At 60.4% G+C, this 15,884-nt stretch carries 10 protein-coding genes; 5 read left to right on the top strand and 5 right to left on the bottom strand.

Features of this window, described 5'->3' with window-relative positions:
* Positions 1-37 precede the first annotated feature (37 nt).
* Both F6R97_RS26610 and F6R97_RS26605 read left to right on the top strand, forming a co-directional pair.
* Complete coding sequence (locus tag F6R97_RS26610; RefSeq protein WP_038980138.1) at positions 38-1,303, top strand: MFS transporter; 1,266 nt, start codon at positions 38-40, stop codon at positions 1,301-1,303.
* Between the two features lie 56 nt (positions 1,304-1,359).
* A complete protein-coding gene (locus F6R97_RS26605; protein WP_008072387.1) occupies positions 1,360-1,605 on the top strand; it encodes a hypothetical protein in 246 nt (81 codons plus the stop codon).
* A gap of 50 nt (positions 1,606-1,655) precedes the next feature.
* Here the strand turns inward: F6R97_RS26605 and F6R97_RS26600 are convergent, their stop codons facing one another.
* The 5 genes from F6R97_RS26600 to F6R97_RS26580 form a co-directional block, all read right to left on the bottom strand.
* Positions 1,656-2,039, bottom strand: a complete 384-nt coding sequence (locus F6R97_RS26600; RefSeq protein ID WP_038980137.1) for a hypothetical protein — start codon at positions 2,037-2,039, stop codon at positions 1,656-1,658.
* Positions 2,040-2,101: 62 nt separating this feature from the next.
* Positions 2,102-5,233 (bottom strand): multidrug efflux RND transporter permease subunit, encoded by a 3,132-nt coding sequence (locus F6R97_RS26595; protein ID WP_315867356.1) that lies wholly within the window; start codon positions 5,231-5,233, stop codon positions 2,102-2,104.
* A gap of 25 nt (positions 5,234-5,258) precedes the next feature.
* Entirely contained in the window at positions 5,259-6,413 is a 1,155-nt protein-coding gene (locus F6R97_RS26590) for an efflux RND transporter periplasmic adaptor subunit (RefSeq protein ID WP_048395080.1), read from the bottom strand.
* Between the two features lie 65 nt (positions 6,414-6,478).
* Positions 6,479-7,900, bottom strand: a complete 1,422-nt coding sequence (locus F6R97_RS26585) for a diaminobutyrate--2-oxoglutarate transaminase (protein ID WP_080772059.1) — start codon at positions 7,898-7,900, stop codon at positions 6,479-6,481.
* A gap of 123 nt (positions 7,901-8,023) precedes the next feature.
* A complete protein-coding gene (locus F6R97_RS26580; protein WP_038980135.1) occupies positions 8,024-10,084 on the bottom strand; it encodes a TonB-dependent receptor in 2,061 nt (686 codons plus the stop codon).
* Positions 10,085-10,343: 259 nt separating this feature from the next.
* Here F6R97_RS26580 and F6R97_RS26575 point away from each other — a divergent pair, with 259 nt between their 5' ends.
* The 3 genes from F6R97_RS26575 to F6R97_RS26565 are packed head-to-tail and all read left to right on the top strand — an operon-like array spanning position 10,344 to position 15,836.
* Positions 10,344-11,321, top strand: a complete 978-nt coding sequence (locus F6R97_RS26575) for a TauD/TfdA family dioxygenase (RefSeq protein ID WP_315867355.1) — start codon at positions 10,344-10,346, stop codon at positions 11,319-11,321.
* 8 nt (positions 11,322-11,329) lie between these two features.
* Positions 11,330-14,758: a condensation domain-containing protein gene (locus tag F6R97_RS26570; protein ID WP_315867354.1), complete on the top strand. Its 3,429-nt coding sequence runs from the start codon at positions 11,330-11,332 to the stop codon at positions 14,756-14,758.
* 31 nt (positions 14,759-14,789) lie between these two features.
* Entirely contained in the window at positions 14,790-15,836 is a 1,047-nt protein-coding gene (locus F6R97_RS26565) for a TauD/TfdA family dioxygenase (RefSeq protein WP_048395086.1), read from the top strand.
* Positions 15,837-15,884: the final 48 nt, after the last annotated feature.

Below are 15,884 nucleotides of genomic sequence, written 5' to 3'. Positions count from 1 at the left end.
CCAGCACTGCTTACCTGAACACGCCTGGAGAACAATAATGACAACTCGTGACAAGGCCAAATGGCTCAGATTCCTGATTCTCATCCTCGGTGGCGGCACCATCTACAAGCTGGCGAACCTCAAAGACGCCTTCTACATCCCCATGCAAGAATTCATGGGCTTGAGCCACACTGAGATCGGCATGCTGCTGAGCGCCAACGCCATCATCGCCACCGCGCTGTTTGTCGTCGGCGGCATGCTCGCCGACCGCTACGACACGCGCAAACTGATCCCCATCGGCCTGATCGGTACCGGTGGCCTGGGGCTGTATCTGGCGACCTTTCCGCCGTTCAGTAATCTGCTGATCGTGTTCAGCCTGTTGGCCGTCTGCGCCGATTGCATCTTCTGGCCCTCGCTGCTCAAAGCCATCCGCAATCTGGGTGACGATCAGGAACAGGGTCGGTTGTTTGGACTGCTGGAAGGTGGGCGTGGCGTCATTGATACCCTGGTTGCCTTTTCTGCACTGGGCGTTTTCGTCGCCATGGGCTCTGGTGAAACCGGACTGAAGTCAGCAATCCTGTTCTACTCGGTCATCGACATTCTTGCCGGAACCCTGACCTGGTTCCTGCTCAAGGGCGGCAGCGCGCAGACGATTGCCAAGCCGAAGAACGGTTTGTCGAACCTGCTCGAAGCCATCAAGGTGCCGGGTATCTGGCTGGTCAGCCTCAACGTGTTCATGGTCTACATCGTCTACTGTGGCCTGACCTATTTCATTCCCTACCTCAAGGAAATGTACGGGCTGCCCGTGGCATTGGTTGGCGCCTACGGCATCATCAATCAGTACTTCCTCAAGATCCTGGGTGGCCCCGCCGGTGGTTTCATTGCCGACAAGCAATTCAAGAGCACCAGCCGCTATTTGAAGTGGGCATTCCTGGCCTTGCTGCCGCTGATGGGCGTGATCATGCTGATCCCGAAAAGCCCGAGCTTTATCTATGCGGGCATGGCGGCCACGCTGTCGTTCGCGCTGATTGTGTTTTCCATGCGCGGCGTGTTCTGGGGCCCCATGGGTGAAGTCGGCATCCCTTCGCACATCACCGGTTCAGCCTTCGGTATCGGCTGCCTGATCGGCTACGCACCGGGCATGTTCGCTTACGTCATCTACGGCGCAATCCTCGATCATTTCCCGGGTCAGCAAGGCTACAACTACGTCTTCAGCTTGATGAGTCTGTTGGCCATTATTGGATTCATGGTGTCCAGCCTGCTGTACAAGAGCGTTCGGAATAAATCCACGGCAATCGGTGCGGTTAGTGCGGCGCAAAGCTGATCGGGTAATCGTCGCCTTCACTGAACAGGCCAAGGCCTTTCGGTGGAGCTCTCACCTTGGACTTGAAATCGTTGAGGGTTGCGACTATCAGTGAGGTTCAATCCTTCGAGGGCAATAACATGCCAACGACTGAAGAATCGATCATTGCAGCAGCCAGGCTGCGCGCCGCCTACCGGGGAGAAAACGAGGCGCTGGCTGCGGCTTCAGCGCTCGAAGCCCTGGCCGTGCTGAAAAAAACGTTAAAGGGAGACAAATACCAAGAGGCGCTCGAAAGGCTGTATCTCGAATACTCAACCTCTTGATTCACCCGTGCCGTCTTAGCGGCGGCACATTTTTCGCCCATTGAGAACGACTAAACTCCCTTCACCTCTGAATGCAGTTTCAGCAATGCCCTGGCTTCGGCGGTAAAGCTGTAGCTCTTGTCCTGAAAATGAATGACACCCTCTTCGCAAAGACGCTTGAGCACTTCACGCACACTGATGAACGACAATTCGGCTGCCAAGGTACCCAGGTAAGCATGCACCCCGTGCACACCGACGGAACGCTCCTCTTTGGTGGCGACCAATAAGGCATCGATCACTTTCAAGCGGATAAGGCTGGTGCGCAGCCCATAAAAGCGCAGCAATTCACGGATACGCGTATTCGTGTTGCGATCGCATTGGAAATTTTGCCGAGTGGTCGCTGGCTGCGGCTGCATTGGTGTAATGAGAGACGACGAGACCGAGTGGTCGTACATGGAAAAAATCCTTTTAAGAAACGCACCGATGTAAAAATTGGCGATTATTGTTTTGACATTTTTTAACCAATCTCTCCCGACTCGGTGTTGGCGACATGGCGACGACGCAAGCGATCCGCCAAGGACAGGACCCATACAAAGAACAGCGGTACGCACAAGACCCCAAGTACTGTCGCCGCCAGCATGCCGCCGATCACGCCGGTGCCAATTGCTCGCTGGCTGGCGGCACCCGCACCACTGGCGAGAGCCAGGGGTAGCACACCGAGAATGAAAGCCAGGGACGTCATGACGATCGGGCGAAAACGCAAGCGCGCCGCTTCAGCAGCCGCTTGCGCAAGGCTTGCACCCTGAGCGTGAAGCGACTTGGCAAACTCGACGATGAGGATGGCGTTCTTGGCGGAAAGGCCGATGATCGTGATCAATCCCACCTTGAAGTAGACGTCATTGGGCATGCCCAACACCGTCACCGCCAATACCGAACCGAGCATGCCCACCGGCACGATCAGCAGCACGGCAAAGGGAATCGCCCAGCTTTCATACAGTGCGACCAGCACCAACAACACCATGGTCAACGACAAGCCCACCAACATAGGCACCTGATCGCTGGCCTGTTGTTCCTGCAATGACAGGCCGGACCATTCCAGGCTGAAACCGGTCGGTAACTGACGGGCAATTTTCTGCATTTCCTCCATGGCTTGACCGGTGCTGTAACCCGGCGCGGCATCACCGGAAAAACGCAATGACGCCGAGCCGTTGTAGCGAGCGATCTGCAACGGCCCGACCTGCCACTCGAAACGGCTGAACGCTTCCAGTGGCACCAGACGGTTCTGCCGGTTGGGCACTTGCAGGCGCAACAGCGCTTCGGGCGTCTGCCGGCTGATGCCATCCGCCTGAACGATCACCCGTTGCATCCGCCCCTGATTGGCGAACTCGTTGATCTGCTCCGAACCCAGCGCCGAGGACAGTGCCGCACTGATTACATCCAAACTCACGCCCAGGGCCTCGGCCTTTTCGCGGTCGATGCTGACATTGATTTGCGGTGCATCGGCCAAGCCATCCTCCATCAGGTGGCCGATCACCGGCGATGCCTTGGCGGCTTCGAGCAACTGGCTTCGCGCCTTCAATAGCGCGTCGTGCCCCTGACCCGCCAGATCCTGCAAGCGCAGATCGAAACCGCTGGAGGTGCCAAGGCCGTCCACCGGGGGCGGCACCACGCTGTACAGCGTGCCATCGGCGACATTTTCAAAGGCCTCATTCGCATGCCGGGCCAGCTCATCGCTGGACTGCCCGCTGCCACGAAGCGACCAGTCTTTGAGGGTGACATACGACATTGCCGCGTTGGCACCTTCCCCGGAGAAACTGAAGCCCATGATCGCCAGCACGTGATCCGTGGCAGGTTGCGCCAGGGCATAGTGTTCCCACGCCTGGACCGTCACATCGGTGCGCGAGGCTGACGCCGCGGGCGGCAACTGGATATCGGTGACGATGTAGCCCTGATCCTCGGACGGCAAGAACGAGGACGGCAACCGCTGATAGGCAAAGACGAGTACCAGCAGCAACATCAGGTACAGACACATGCTGCGCGAGCTGCGTCGAACCCAGCTCGCACCCAGCCGTTCGTAGCGCCGGGCCAGGGCATCGAAGCGTCGATTGAAAGCGTTTGCCCAGCGATTCGGCCGGGCTTGATGCGTGGGGTCAAAGGGTTTGAGCACGGTGGCGCACAGGGCCGGCGTCAGGGTCAGCGCCAAAAAGCCGGAGAACAGGATCGACACCGACAGTGCCATGGCAAATTGCTGGTAGATCACCCCCACCGAACCGCCCATGAACGTCAGTGGCAGGAACACCGCCGACAGCACCAGGGTGATGCCGACGATCGCTCCGCTGATCTGCTGCATGGCCTTGCGGGTCGCGGCCTTGGGCGACAGATGCTCCTGAGTGATCAGCCGTTCGACGTTTTCCACCACCACGATGGCGTCGTCCACCAGAATCCCGATGGCCAGCACCATGCCGAACAGGGTCATCATATTGATCGAGAACCCCAGCGGGGCCATGACCGCGATCGTCCCCAGCAGGCAGACCGGCACCACCACTGCCGGAATCAGTGTGTAGCGCAGGTTCTGCAAAAACAGCAGCATCACCAGGAACACCAGGACCATGGCTTCGATCAGGGTGTAGATGACTTGTTTGATCGCCATCTCGACAAAGTACGAGGTGTCGTAAGGCACGTTCAAAGTCATGTTTGCCGGCAGCGTGCTCGATAGCTGTCCAAGCCGCGCCTTGATCGCTTCCGCTGTTTGCAGCGCGTTGGCGCCGGGCGCCAACTGCACCGACATGGCTGCTGCCGGTTTACCATTCAGACGCGCATCGAACCGGTAGTCCTGTCGCCCCAGTTCGACCCGTGCCACATCGTGGATTCGCACACTGGAACCGTCGTCATTGGCCCGCAACACAATGTTGCCAAATGCCTCCATCGATTCGAGCTGGCCTTGCACCATCACCGTAGCGGTAATGTGCTGGTCGGCGGGCCCCGGCCGTTCACCCATACTGCCCGCAGGCACTTGCACGTTTTGCCCGGCGATGGCCTTGCCGACATCAGCCATCGACAGGTTGTAACCCACCAATCGCGCAGGATCGACCCAGATGCGCATGGCCCGTTCGGCAGCGTACATCTGCACCCGACCAACCCCGGCCACCCGGCGAATTTCATTATTGATGGCCCGGGCCGCGTAGTCCGCCAGCCCGATGGAATCCTGCTGGTCGTCGGTGTAGGACAAGGCATACACCAACAGGAAATTGGAACGCGCCTGCTCCACTTTCAGGCCTTGCTCGATCACCGCCTGAGGCAAGCGACCGACCACCCGTTGCAAACGGTTCTGCACATCGACCTGTGCCATGTCGGCATCGGTGCCCGGGTTGAAGGTGATGGTGATATCGGCACCGCCGTTGGCGCTGTTGGACTCGTAATAGATCAGGCCTTTCAGACCGTTGAGCTCTTCTTCGAGCAGACTGGTGACATTCTGGCTAACGATCTGTGCCGACGCGCCAGGGTAGTTGGCGCTGACTGTGATTTGCGTCGGCGCCACGTCCGGGTACTGGTTGACCGGCAAGGTGCCGAGGGTCAGCGCTCCCGCGAGCGAGATGAACAACGCGATGACCCAGGCGAAATTCGGACGGTTGATGAAAAAATCCGGCATCGTTGTTTCCCAAGGCCTCTGGCCGTCAGTTGCGAGCCTGCTGCTCGGCCAAGGTGATGACGTTGACTTGAGTCCCGGCGCTGAGCTTGTCCACTCGTTCGACCACCACGTGGTCACCGGCGGACAGCCCCTGAGTGATCTGCCAGTCGGAACCGACCATCACGCCTGTACTGACCACCCGTTCGCGCACCACGCCGCCGGCATCCACCAGCATCAACCTGGCCTGCCCATCGGTGCCGCGCTGCACCGCTTGCTGCGGCACGAACAACGCTTGCGGATCGACCCCGGCCGGCGCCACCACGCGCACGTACATGCCCGGCAGCAACACGTTGTCCGGGTTGGGGAATTCGCCGCGCAAGGTCACTTGCCCAGTACTTCGATCCACAGAGATATCGGAGAACATCAACGTGCCGCGGCGGGTCTGGGGGGGATTGCCCACTTGCACCGTCACCTGCGCCGAACCGCTGCCGTCAAGGGTCAGGCGCCCGCTGGCCAAGGCTTGCTGCAAAGCCACGACGTGATCGGCGGATTGGGTGAAGTCAGCGTAGATCGGGTCCAGTTGCTGAACTCGCGCCATCAGTGTCGCCTCGTCCTGCCCTACCAGCGATCCTTCGCTGACCAGCGCTCGCCCGATGCGGCCGCCGATCGGTGCACGCAGCTGACAATAACCGAGGTTGAGCCGTGCGGTCGTCAGGTCGGCCTGGGCAGCCAGACGATTGGCCTGGGCGCTCTTGAGGTCGGACATGGCGTCGTCGAACGCTTGCGGGCTGACGGCGTTGATTTCGACCAACTGTTTGAAACGCTGCACCTGAGCGTTGGCGCGATAGACATCGGCCTCGACCTTGGCCAATGCGCCTTCAGCTCGCATCAGCGCCGCCTTGAGCGGCGCCGGGTCGATGCTGAAAAGCAACTGGCCCGCCTTGACGTCGCTGCCCTCCTGAAAATGTCGGGTCAATACGACACCCGCCACCCGTGCGCGCACCTCGGCGATGCGCACCGGTTCAATTCGCCCCGGCAAATCCGTGGTCATGGCAAACGCCCGTGGCTGTACCGTCAGCGTCTTCACTTGCGGTACCGACGCACTGGGCTCGGCGGGTGGTTTCTGATCACCGCAAGCGCTTAATCCAAGCACCGTCAGCAACAGCCAGGCAGGCTTCATCGAGGCAAAAACTGTGTGCATTGTCACTCCCTGTCCAATGAAAAAAGGCCTGCCGATTGCGGTCGGCAGGCCCCTGCAGCGGCTACTCAGCGAAGTGGACGCTCGCTGATCGCACAGGCCGCGCGGAACAGGATTTGCGCGACGAAATCGATCTCCTGTTCGGTGATGATCAGCGGCGGCAGGAAGCGCACGGTAGCACTGTGGCGGCCGCCCAGCTCGACAATCAGACCGTGTTGCAGGCACGCCTGCTGGAAGGCCTTGGCCCGGGCGGTGTCCACCGGCGGATGGCCTTGAGCGTCAAGGGCCCCCTGCGGGTCGACGATTTCCATGCCGAGCATCAGGCCACGGCCACGCACATCGCCGATCCAGTTGAATTCGCTTTGCAGCGTCAGCAACTGTTTGCGCAAATGCGCACCAGCGCTCTCGGCGTGGGCCACCAGACCTTCGTCGCGGATGAAACGCAAGGTCGCGGTGCCGGCCGCCATCGCCAACTGATTGCCACGGAAAGTGCCGGCGTGGGCGCCCGGCTGCCACACGTCCAGGGAATCGTTGTAGACCATCACCGACAACGGCAGGCCGCCGCCGATGGCCTTGGACAAAGTAATGACGTCCGGCGTAATGCCCGAGTGCTCGAAACCGAACATCCGGCCGCTGCGGGCGATGCCGCATTGAATTTCATCGACGATCAACGGAATGCCGTGGGCCTGGGTCAGCCGACGCAGTTCCTGCATCCAGCGATCGGGGGCGGTAATCACTCCGCCTTCGCCCTGGATCGGTTCAAGGATCATCGCCGCAGGGGCGGTGACGCCGCTTTCAGGGTCGTTGAGCAAATGTTCGAGGTAATGCACGTTCAAGGTCACGCCCTGTTCGCCGGCCACCCCGAACGGGCAACGGTAATCATGGGGAAACGGCAGGCGTTGCACGCCGGCCATCAAGCTGCCCAAAGCATTTTTCGGCGACAGGTTGCCGCTGATCGCCAGCGTCCCCAGGGTCATGCCGTGGTAGGCCCCTTCAAAGGCCAGTACCGAATGCCGGCCAGTAGCGGTGCGGGTCAGCTTCAGTGCTGCTTCCACCGCATCGGCGCCACTGGGGCCACAAAACTGGATGCGCGCGTTTCGCGCAAAGTCGGCTGGCAGGCAGCCGAAGATTTCCTGTACGAATGCGTCCTTCACCGGAGTCATGAGGTCCAGGGTATGCATCGGCACACCTGAGGCCATGACCTGAGTGATGGCTTCGATAATCACCGGATGGTTATGTCCCAGCGCCAGGGTGCCGGCGCCGGCCAGGCAATCGACGAACACTTGTCCGCGACTGTCCTGCACGTAGATACCGTGGGCTCGTTCCAGCACCAGCGGAATGCGTCGAGGGTAACTGCGGGCGTTGGACTCCTGCTGTTGCTGGCGTTCCAGCATCGGCGTCGAATCAAGGCAGTACGGGCTCGACAGACCGGTGTGCAACAGGCGTAGCTGTTGCGCGCCACCCGATGTGACATTCGAAAAAGCACTCATGATTTCCTCCAGGGAGGCTGGGTTTGGAAGGGAACGGGGCAGCCTGAAACGAATGCTTCAGGTCACGACAGCCGTGAAACCGGACGCGGGAAATCCTTCCCCCGCTTCCATCTCGTCGTAGATTTACATGTCGTAGCGCAGAACCAGACCCACCGTGCGCGGTGCGCCGACATCGACAATGTCACCGCTGCGGTTGTTGGTGACGTATTCCTTGTCGAAGGCGTTTTTCACGTAGCCGGATACCGCCACGTTTTTGGTGAGCTTGTACTCGGCGTTGAAGTTGGCCAGCCAGTAGTTGTCGCTCCGGCGCTCACCCGTGACCTGGCCAGCAGCATCGAACTCGTACTCCGACGGCGCGGAGCTCTGATAGATGACGTCGGTGTTGAGGGTCAGACGATCATTCCAGCGATAGGTACCGCCCAGCGACATCTTGTACTTGGGCGAAAAGAGGAAGTCCTCGCCGCTCATGTCGCGGCCGTCGCTCGTGACGAAGTCCTTGTATTTGCCATCGGTGACGGAGGCACCGGCGTTCAGGGTCAACTGTTCGCCGAAGTCTTTTTCAACAGAGACTTCCAGACCCTTGATGTCACTGCTGCCGGCGTTGAACACGTCAAGGAACTCGGTGTCCGGGTTCAGCACACTGACCTGCTGGTCTTTCCAGTCGGTGTAGTACACGTTGGCGCGGGTACGCAGGGTCTTGTCCATGAACGAACCACGGTAAGACAGCTCGTAGTTGGTGGTGTATTCCGGATCGTAGGCTTCGTGACCGCTACCGGCACGGACGTTGACGCCGCCGCCGCGATAGCCTCTCTGCACCATGAAGCCCAGGTACTGATTCTCGGCCAGCTCGTAGTCGATACCGAGTTTCGGCAACACGGCATCAGACGTCTGTTTTTCTTTAGCGGGCTGGGAGAAGTCATCTTGCTTGACGTCGGTGTCGTTGGTCTCGTGGTCGTAGCGCAGGCCGGTGATCAAGGTCCAGCGTGGAGCGAAGGTCCAGTTCACTTCACCGAACACTGCCTTGTTTTCGATCGTGGTATCGCCCTTGACGGTACCGAACAGCTCATCGTCGAAGAACAACCGGTCGTGAAAGTTGTTGGTGTTGTGACCGTAGTAGACGCCGGCGAAACTCTTCACCGTGTCGCCGCTGTAGTTCAGGCGCAACTCCTGACTGAACAGGTCGCCATACTGCTTGCGCAGAACGGTCTGGTTGGCGTCAGCTGACTGGTCGAAGTCCAGGCGGGCGTCGTAGTCCGAATCGGTATTGGCGGTGAGGCTGGTGAGGGACCAATTGTCATCCAGGCGATAGTCGACCTTGGCGCTGACTGTGTCCTGCTTGAGTTTGTCGTACGCGTCGGTGTTGGACGCCACCTTGTAATAACGGATCTTGTCGTTCTGACGCATGACCGAGTTGTCGCCCTTGCGACTTTCACCATGGGCGTAGGTCAGCAGTACATCGAGATCGTCATTGGGCAGAATCAGCAGCTTGCCACGGGCATTGCCGGTACGGGTCTGGTTAGCGTCATCGTCGGTGAAGACGTTGTCGATGTAACCGTCGCCTTCCTGGTAATCCACCGCGATACGGCCGGCGATCTTGCCATCGACGATCGCGCCCCCACCGGCAACCGCCCCGCCGCGCTCGTTGTAGTTCCCTACGTTGGTTTGCGCGGAAAAGCTCGGTTCAAAGGTTGGATTCTTGGTCTGGATGACCACCGCACCGGCCAGGGAGTTACGGCCTTGGGTAGTGGATTGCGGGCCGAGGAACACTTCGACTTGCTCGACGTCCCACAGGGGCATAGGGCTAAGGGTCAGTGCACGGTTCGGCTGCGCGGCACCGTCGACGAACACCGAAACCGCGCCGTTGAGAGCGGCCGGGCCCTGGTCCTCGAAACCGGATACCGGTACGCCGCGGATACCCCAGTTTTCATTACCGGACTGGTTGTAGACACCCGGCGTTCGGGCGAACACGTCGACGAGGTCGTGGTCCTCCTTCTCGCGCAGTTGCTTGTCGGTCACCACGACGACGCTCGACTGGGTTTGCTCCAGGGTGCGGTTGATTTTTTCACCCGTCACGGTGATCGGAGCGATCTCCATTGTCTTCGACTGTTCGGCCGCCCATGCGCTGTTAATCAGGCACACCGCCGACCCCACAGCCAACGCAATTGTGTTCTTTTTGAAATTCACGCCCCGCTCCCCTGCGACAGATATTTGTTGTTTTTTGCGCTAGCAAAATGCTGTTTCGAGCCAGCGGGGCGGAGTCTAATCGAAAAAAAAATTTAAAGAAATAAGATTGATAATCTATCTCATTTGTACCTAATATGCTGTCGTGTATCAGAGCGAATACATTTCAGTCGAGCACTGCATCGGCGACCTCTGCCCTGTTTTCAAGGTCTGCCCAAGCCGTTCCGACTGGTCGAAAAAAGATAAAAAGGATGTGCAAAGGATGACCTCCATCGAACACCTGAACGGGCGTTCCGAGCCTTTTTCCATTGCTCCAGCGGGTGGCAGCGAACTGTCATTACCCATGCTGGTACAGGCAACGCCGGGACAGTCGATTCATGATCTGGACGCGTCGATCCGCGACAGTCTGCCCCATGCGCTGACCACCATTGGTGGGGTGCTGTTTCGTGGTTTTACCGTCGCCACGCCCATCGACTTCAAGCGCTTCGCCGCCAGTTCCGGCGCACCGCTGGCCAGCTACGAATTCGGTTCCACGCCACGCAGCAAAGTCTTCGCCGGGGTCTATAGCTCCACCGAATACCCGGCTCATCAATTCATCCCCTTGCATAACGAGCAGGCCTACACCCGGCCATGGCCTTCGCGCATCTGGTTCCACTGCATCAAGGCCAGCGAAACCGGTGGCGAAACGCCGATTGCCGACAGCCGCCTGATCTACCAGCGCATGCCCGCCGAGATCCGCGAGCTGTTTGCCAGCCGCGAGCTTCTCTATGTGCGCAATTACAGCGGCGCACTGGATCTGCCCTGGCAGAAAGTCTTCAATACCGAAGACCGCGCGCAGGTTGAACGCTACTGCCAGGACAACGACATCGAGTGGGAATGGAAAGCCGATGGCGACCTGCGCACCCGTCAGCGTTGCGCTGCCGTGCTGCAGCATCCCGATAGCGGTGAGTGGGTCTGGTTCAATCAGGCGCACCTGTTTCATGTTTCGGCCATCGAGCCGGGCGTGCGCGCCAGCCTGCTCGCCGCGGTGGGCGAAGAAAACCTGCCCCGCCATGTTTACTTCGGCGACGGCTCGGCGATTCCCGATGAGGTGCTCGACACCGTGCGCGAGGTCTATCGCCAGACCGCCATCAGTTTCCCCTGGCAGCCCGGCGACATCCTGATGCTCGACAATCGACTGGTCGCTCACGGCCGCAATCCTTACACCGGTGACCGCAAAGTCATCGTTGCCATGGCGTGAATACCACCATGTTCTCATTCAATCACTGGATCGAAGTACTGGAAGCCAATGCCCAGCACTTCCCGCAGCGTGCTGCCCTGCACTTCTTGCCGGACGGCGTCGAGATCGGCGAAACCCTGACCTTTGCCCAATTGCACGAGCAGTCCCGATCTCTGGCGGCGGCGTTGCAATCGCGCTATGCGCCGGGCGATCGCGTGTTGTTGATGCTGCCCAGCAGCCTCGACTATGCCCGCGCGTTCTGCGCTTGTTTATATGCCGACCTGATCGCCGTGCCGTTGTTCCCGCCACCGTCGCGCAAACCGCGCCACCTGGACCGGGTACGCAAAGTGGTGGTGGATGCTGAACCAGCGCTTATCCTCGCGCCTGCGGATCATTGCCAGGGTTTGCTGGAATTGGTGGAAAACCAGGTCGATGTACTGACGGTCCAGGACCTGGGCATGCCGCCGGCCAGCCAGTGGACACGCCCGAACGTCGACGGCGCGACCGTGGCATTCCTGCAATACACCTCGGGTTCCACCGGCACGCCCAAAGGCGTTGAAGTACGCCAGCGCAACCTGATCGCCAACGTCGAACTGATGCGCCAGGCCTACGGTTTCGATGAGCATGGCGGCATGGTCAACTGGCTGCCGCTGTACCACGACATGGGTCTGATCGGCGGTATGCTGGCCCCGCTTTACAGCGGCATGCCTTGCTACTTGATGGCTTCACAGACCTTCGTCAACGCGCCGTCGACCTGGCTGCAGGCGTTGAGCCGCTACCGCGCCACCGCCAGTTTCGCCCCCAATTTCGCCTATGCCCTGTGCAACCGGGTGGTCAGCGACAACCTCATCGCACAGCTCGACTTGAGCGCCTGGCAACACGCAATCAACGGTGCCGAACCGATCCACCCTGGCACCCTCGAAGCCTTCGCCCAGCGCTTTGCCGCTTGCGGTCTCAACCCTCTGGCAATCAGCCCCGGTTACGGTCAGGCCGAAGCGACGCTGTGTGTCAGTGCCACGCCGGCCGACGCTTTGCCAGTAGTGTTGCGCCTGGACAAAGCCGTGCTGGAAACCGGTCGCGTGGCGTTGGCGGCCACCGATGCCGCCGCCGTGGAGTTCGTCGCCTGCGGTTATCCCCAAGCGCTGCACAACATTGCCATCGCCGACCCGCAGAGCCATGAGCGCTGTGCCGCCGATCGCATCGGCGAAGTCTGGCTGAGAGGCCCGAGCAACGCCGAAGCCTATTGGAAAAACCCCGAAGCCAGCCGCGAAGCCTTTGAGGCGCGCATTGTCGGCGAACCCGGCAATTACCTGCGCTCCGGCGACCTGGGTTTCATGCACGAAGGTCAGGTGGTGATCTGCGGGCGGCTCAAGGACTTGCTGATTCTCAATGGGCGCAACCTGTACCCCCACGACATCGAATTCGCCATTACCGATGCCGAGCCGGGCATTCGCACCGGACGTATCGCCGCGTTCTCGGAGATGGACCCCAAACTTGGCCGCGAGAAACTGGTGATCGTCGCCGAGCCGCAACGCAAGTTCGTCGACCCGGCGCATCACCCCGCGCTGTTTGCGTCGATGCAAAACGCCGTGCGCGAAGCCGCCGACTGCGGTATCGATCAGATCGTACTGGTGGAAGCCGGCACCATCCCGATGACCACCAGCGGCAAGATCGCCCGTCAGGGCGCGCGCAAACAACTGGCTGCGGGCACCTTGAGCATCATCGCCCAGAGCGGTGGGCAGATCACCTCAAACAGCGAAACCATTGACCTCGTTCAACTGAAGCATTGCGTGGAGAATACGCCGCAACTCGCACAGCCCGCGTGCCGCCAATGGCTTGAGCAAACCCTGCACGAGGTCAATCCGTACCTCGCGGCAGACTTCGAACTCAGCCTGATCGGCCTCGGCCTGGACTCCATCAGCGTGGCCGATTTTGCCGTTCGCCTGCACAAGGATCTGGGCTGGAGCCTTGACACCCAATGCCTGTTCGGCGAACAAACCCTGGCGCAATGGGCGCTGGCCTTGCAGGTTTTCCTGAGCGAACCATCGCCAGCGACCAGCACATCGACCGCGCGTGCGAGCGTCAGCCAAAGTCGTCAATCATTCGCGCAAAGTCGCCTGTGGTTCTTGCGCCAACTGAACCCGGACGATACCCGGCACAACCTGGTGTTGCACCTGCGCCTGCAAGGTCCGCTCGACACCGAAACCCTGGCGCTACGCCTGAACACCCTCGTCAACCGCCATAGCGTGTTGCGCACGGTGTATCGCGATGGTGTCGATGGCCCGCAGCAACAGGTCTTGCCGGCCACCGCCGTGCCGCTGACCTGGCACGATTGGCGTGATCAGAGCGAGGCACAGCAACAGCAAAACCTCAGCGACTGCCTGGCCAACGAACACACCACGCCGGTTGAACTCGAGACCGGACCGCTGCTGCGCGCGCAACTGCTCAGCCGTCACGATGACCAGCATGACCTGCTCCTGACCCTGCACCACATCGCTTTTGACGGACGCTCGGCGCAAGTGTTGCTGGCGGAACTGGCAGGCACCACCGACGCCGAATTGCCGGTGCAGTACCTGGATTTCGCCCAATGGGAAGCCACGCACTGGAGCGAACAGCGGATCGCCACGGAGCAAGGCTTCTGGCGTGAGCATCTGGCAAACAGGCCGCAAACCCTCGAACTGGGTGGCCGTGGTCAGACTCACGGTGAGCACAGTCTGAACTTCACGGTGCCCCAGACAACCTGCGAACACCTTGCAGCAATGGCACGCGAGCAAGGCATGACCCTGTTCATGCTGCTTTTGGCCAGCTATCAGTTGGTACTCAAGCAACTCGGCGGGCAGCAACAGTTTCTGTTGGGCACCGATGTCAGCGGCCGTCCGCTGGCGGAACACAACGACGTCATCGGCTTCTTCGTCAACCAGCTGACCCTGCGCTGTGACCTGAACGGCGAACCGACACTGGCCGGTTTCCTTGAACGGGTGCGCGATGAGGCGCGACTGGCTTACGCCCACCAAGGCCTGCCTTTCGATCTGGTGGTGTCGGCGCTGGCGCCGGAGCGCCGCCCGGGTCACTCGCCACTGTTCCAGGTCAAGCTCAACTATCAACCGTCCCGGGTAACCCCAACCGATATCGCCGGTGCGCACATGACCGCGCTGGACGTGGCGCAGGCGCCGGGGGATTTCCACCTGGTGCTCGATCTGGTGCACGGCGCCGAAGGCATCGACGCGACCCTCAAGTACCGCGGCGAATACTTCGATCAGGATCGCGCCCTGCGCCTGCAACACCTGTGGACCTACCTGCTGGGCGAGATCCAGAACGTGCTGGCCGAACCGCTTTCAGCACTGGCCGAACGGCTGGGCACCCGGGATCAGGCTTTCCAGCGTGAACGCCAACAGTCCCAAGCCCTGGCCGGTCGCAGCCAGATGAAGCAAACCAAACGTCGCTCATTGTCCCTTTAACCCAGATCCATTAACCCAGTTGGATGCCTTTATGTCTATCGTGCCCCCATCGTCTCGTGCCCTTGGCGCCGTACGCCGCAAAGCCATGAACGTCTCGGAACAGCAACTGGTCAGCGAGCGTCTGCTAAGCCCGGACCACGCCTTGCCGCTGGTGATCGAGCCGGCGGTCAGCGGCGTCGATCTGGTCGCCTGGGCAACTGGTGAACGCGAGTCTCTGGAGAAAAAACTGCTGCAATACGGCGCCCTGCTGTTTCGCGGGTTCTCGGTGCTGTCCGTGGAGCAATTCGACCAGGTCATCGCCGCCCTCTCCCCCGGCGCGCTGGAATACATGTTCCGCGCCTCGCCGCGCACTCGGGTCGGCGGCAACATCTACACCTCGACCGACTACCCGGCCGACCAGATGATTTTCCCGCACAACGAACATTCCTATTCACCGCGCTTCCCGCTGCGGCTGTTCTTCTACTGCCACATCCCATCCGAGACCGGCGGCGAAACTCCCATCGGCTCGACCCGTGCCGTAAAGGCGAACATCAGCCCCGAAATCGAAGCACGGTTCCGCGAAAAAGGCGTGCTGTACGTGCGCAATTACGGCGACGGTTTTGGCCTGTCGTGGCAGGCCGTGTTCCAGTCCGAAGACCGTAGCGAAGTGGAAGCCTACTGCGCCAGCGTCGGCATCGAAGTGGAATGGAAAGAAAACAACCGCCTGCGTACCCGCCAGCGCGGGCCGGCGGTGGTGCGGCATCCGCGTACCGGTGAAGAAGTCTGGTTCAACCACGCGACCTTCTTCCACATCAGCACCTTGCCCCCGGCGATCCGCGATTCGCTGCAAAGCAACTTCAACGACCTCGACCTGCCTACCAACACTTTTTATGGCGACGGCGAACCGATCGAACCGCAAGTACTGGAGTCGCTGCGAGCGGCCTACCTCGACTCGCTGGTGCGGTTCAGCTGGCAGCAGGGCGACGTGTTGTTCATCGACAACATGCTCGCGGTACACGGTCGCGAGCCCTTCACCGGCAAGCGCGCAATCATGACCGGCATGGCCGAAGCCCTGCTGCAAAGCGACGTCGCCGTCTGACTTTCAAAGGGCATATCAGCTGTTCGCAAGGGGCTCACCTGACAACCG

Source organism: Pseudomonas sp. JV414 (assembly GCF_032424305.1).
Taxonomy (GTDB): domain Bacteria; phylum Pseudomonadota; class Gammaproteobacteria; order Pseudomonadales; family Pseudomonadaceae; genus Aquipseudomonas; species Aquipseudomonas lini.
The sequence above is the reverse complement of the archived record's forward strand: the minus strand, read 5'-3'. Positions and strand labels throughout refer to the sequence as shown.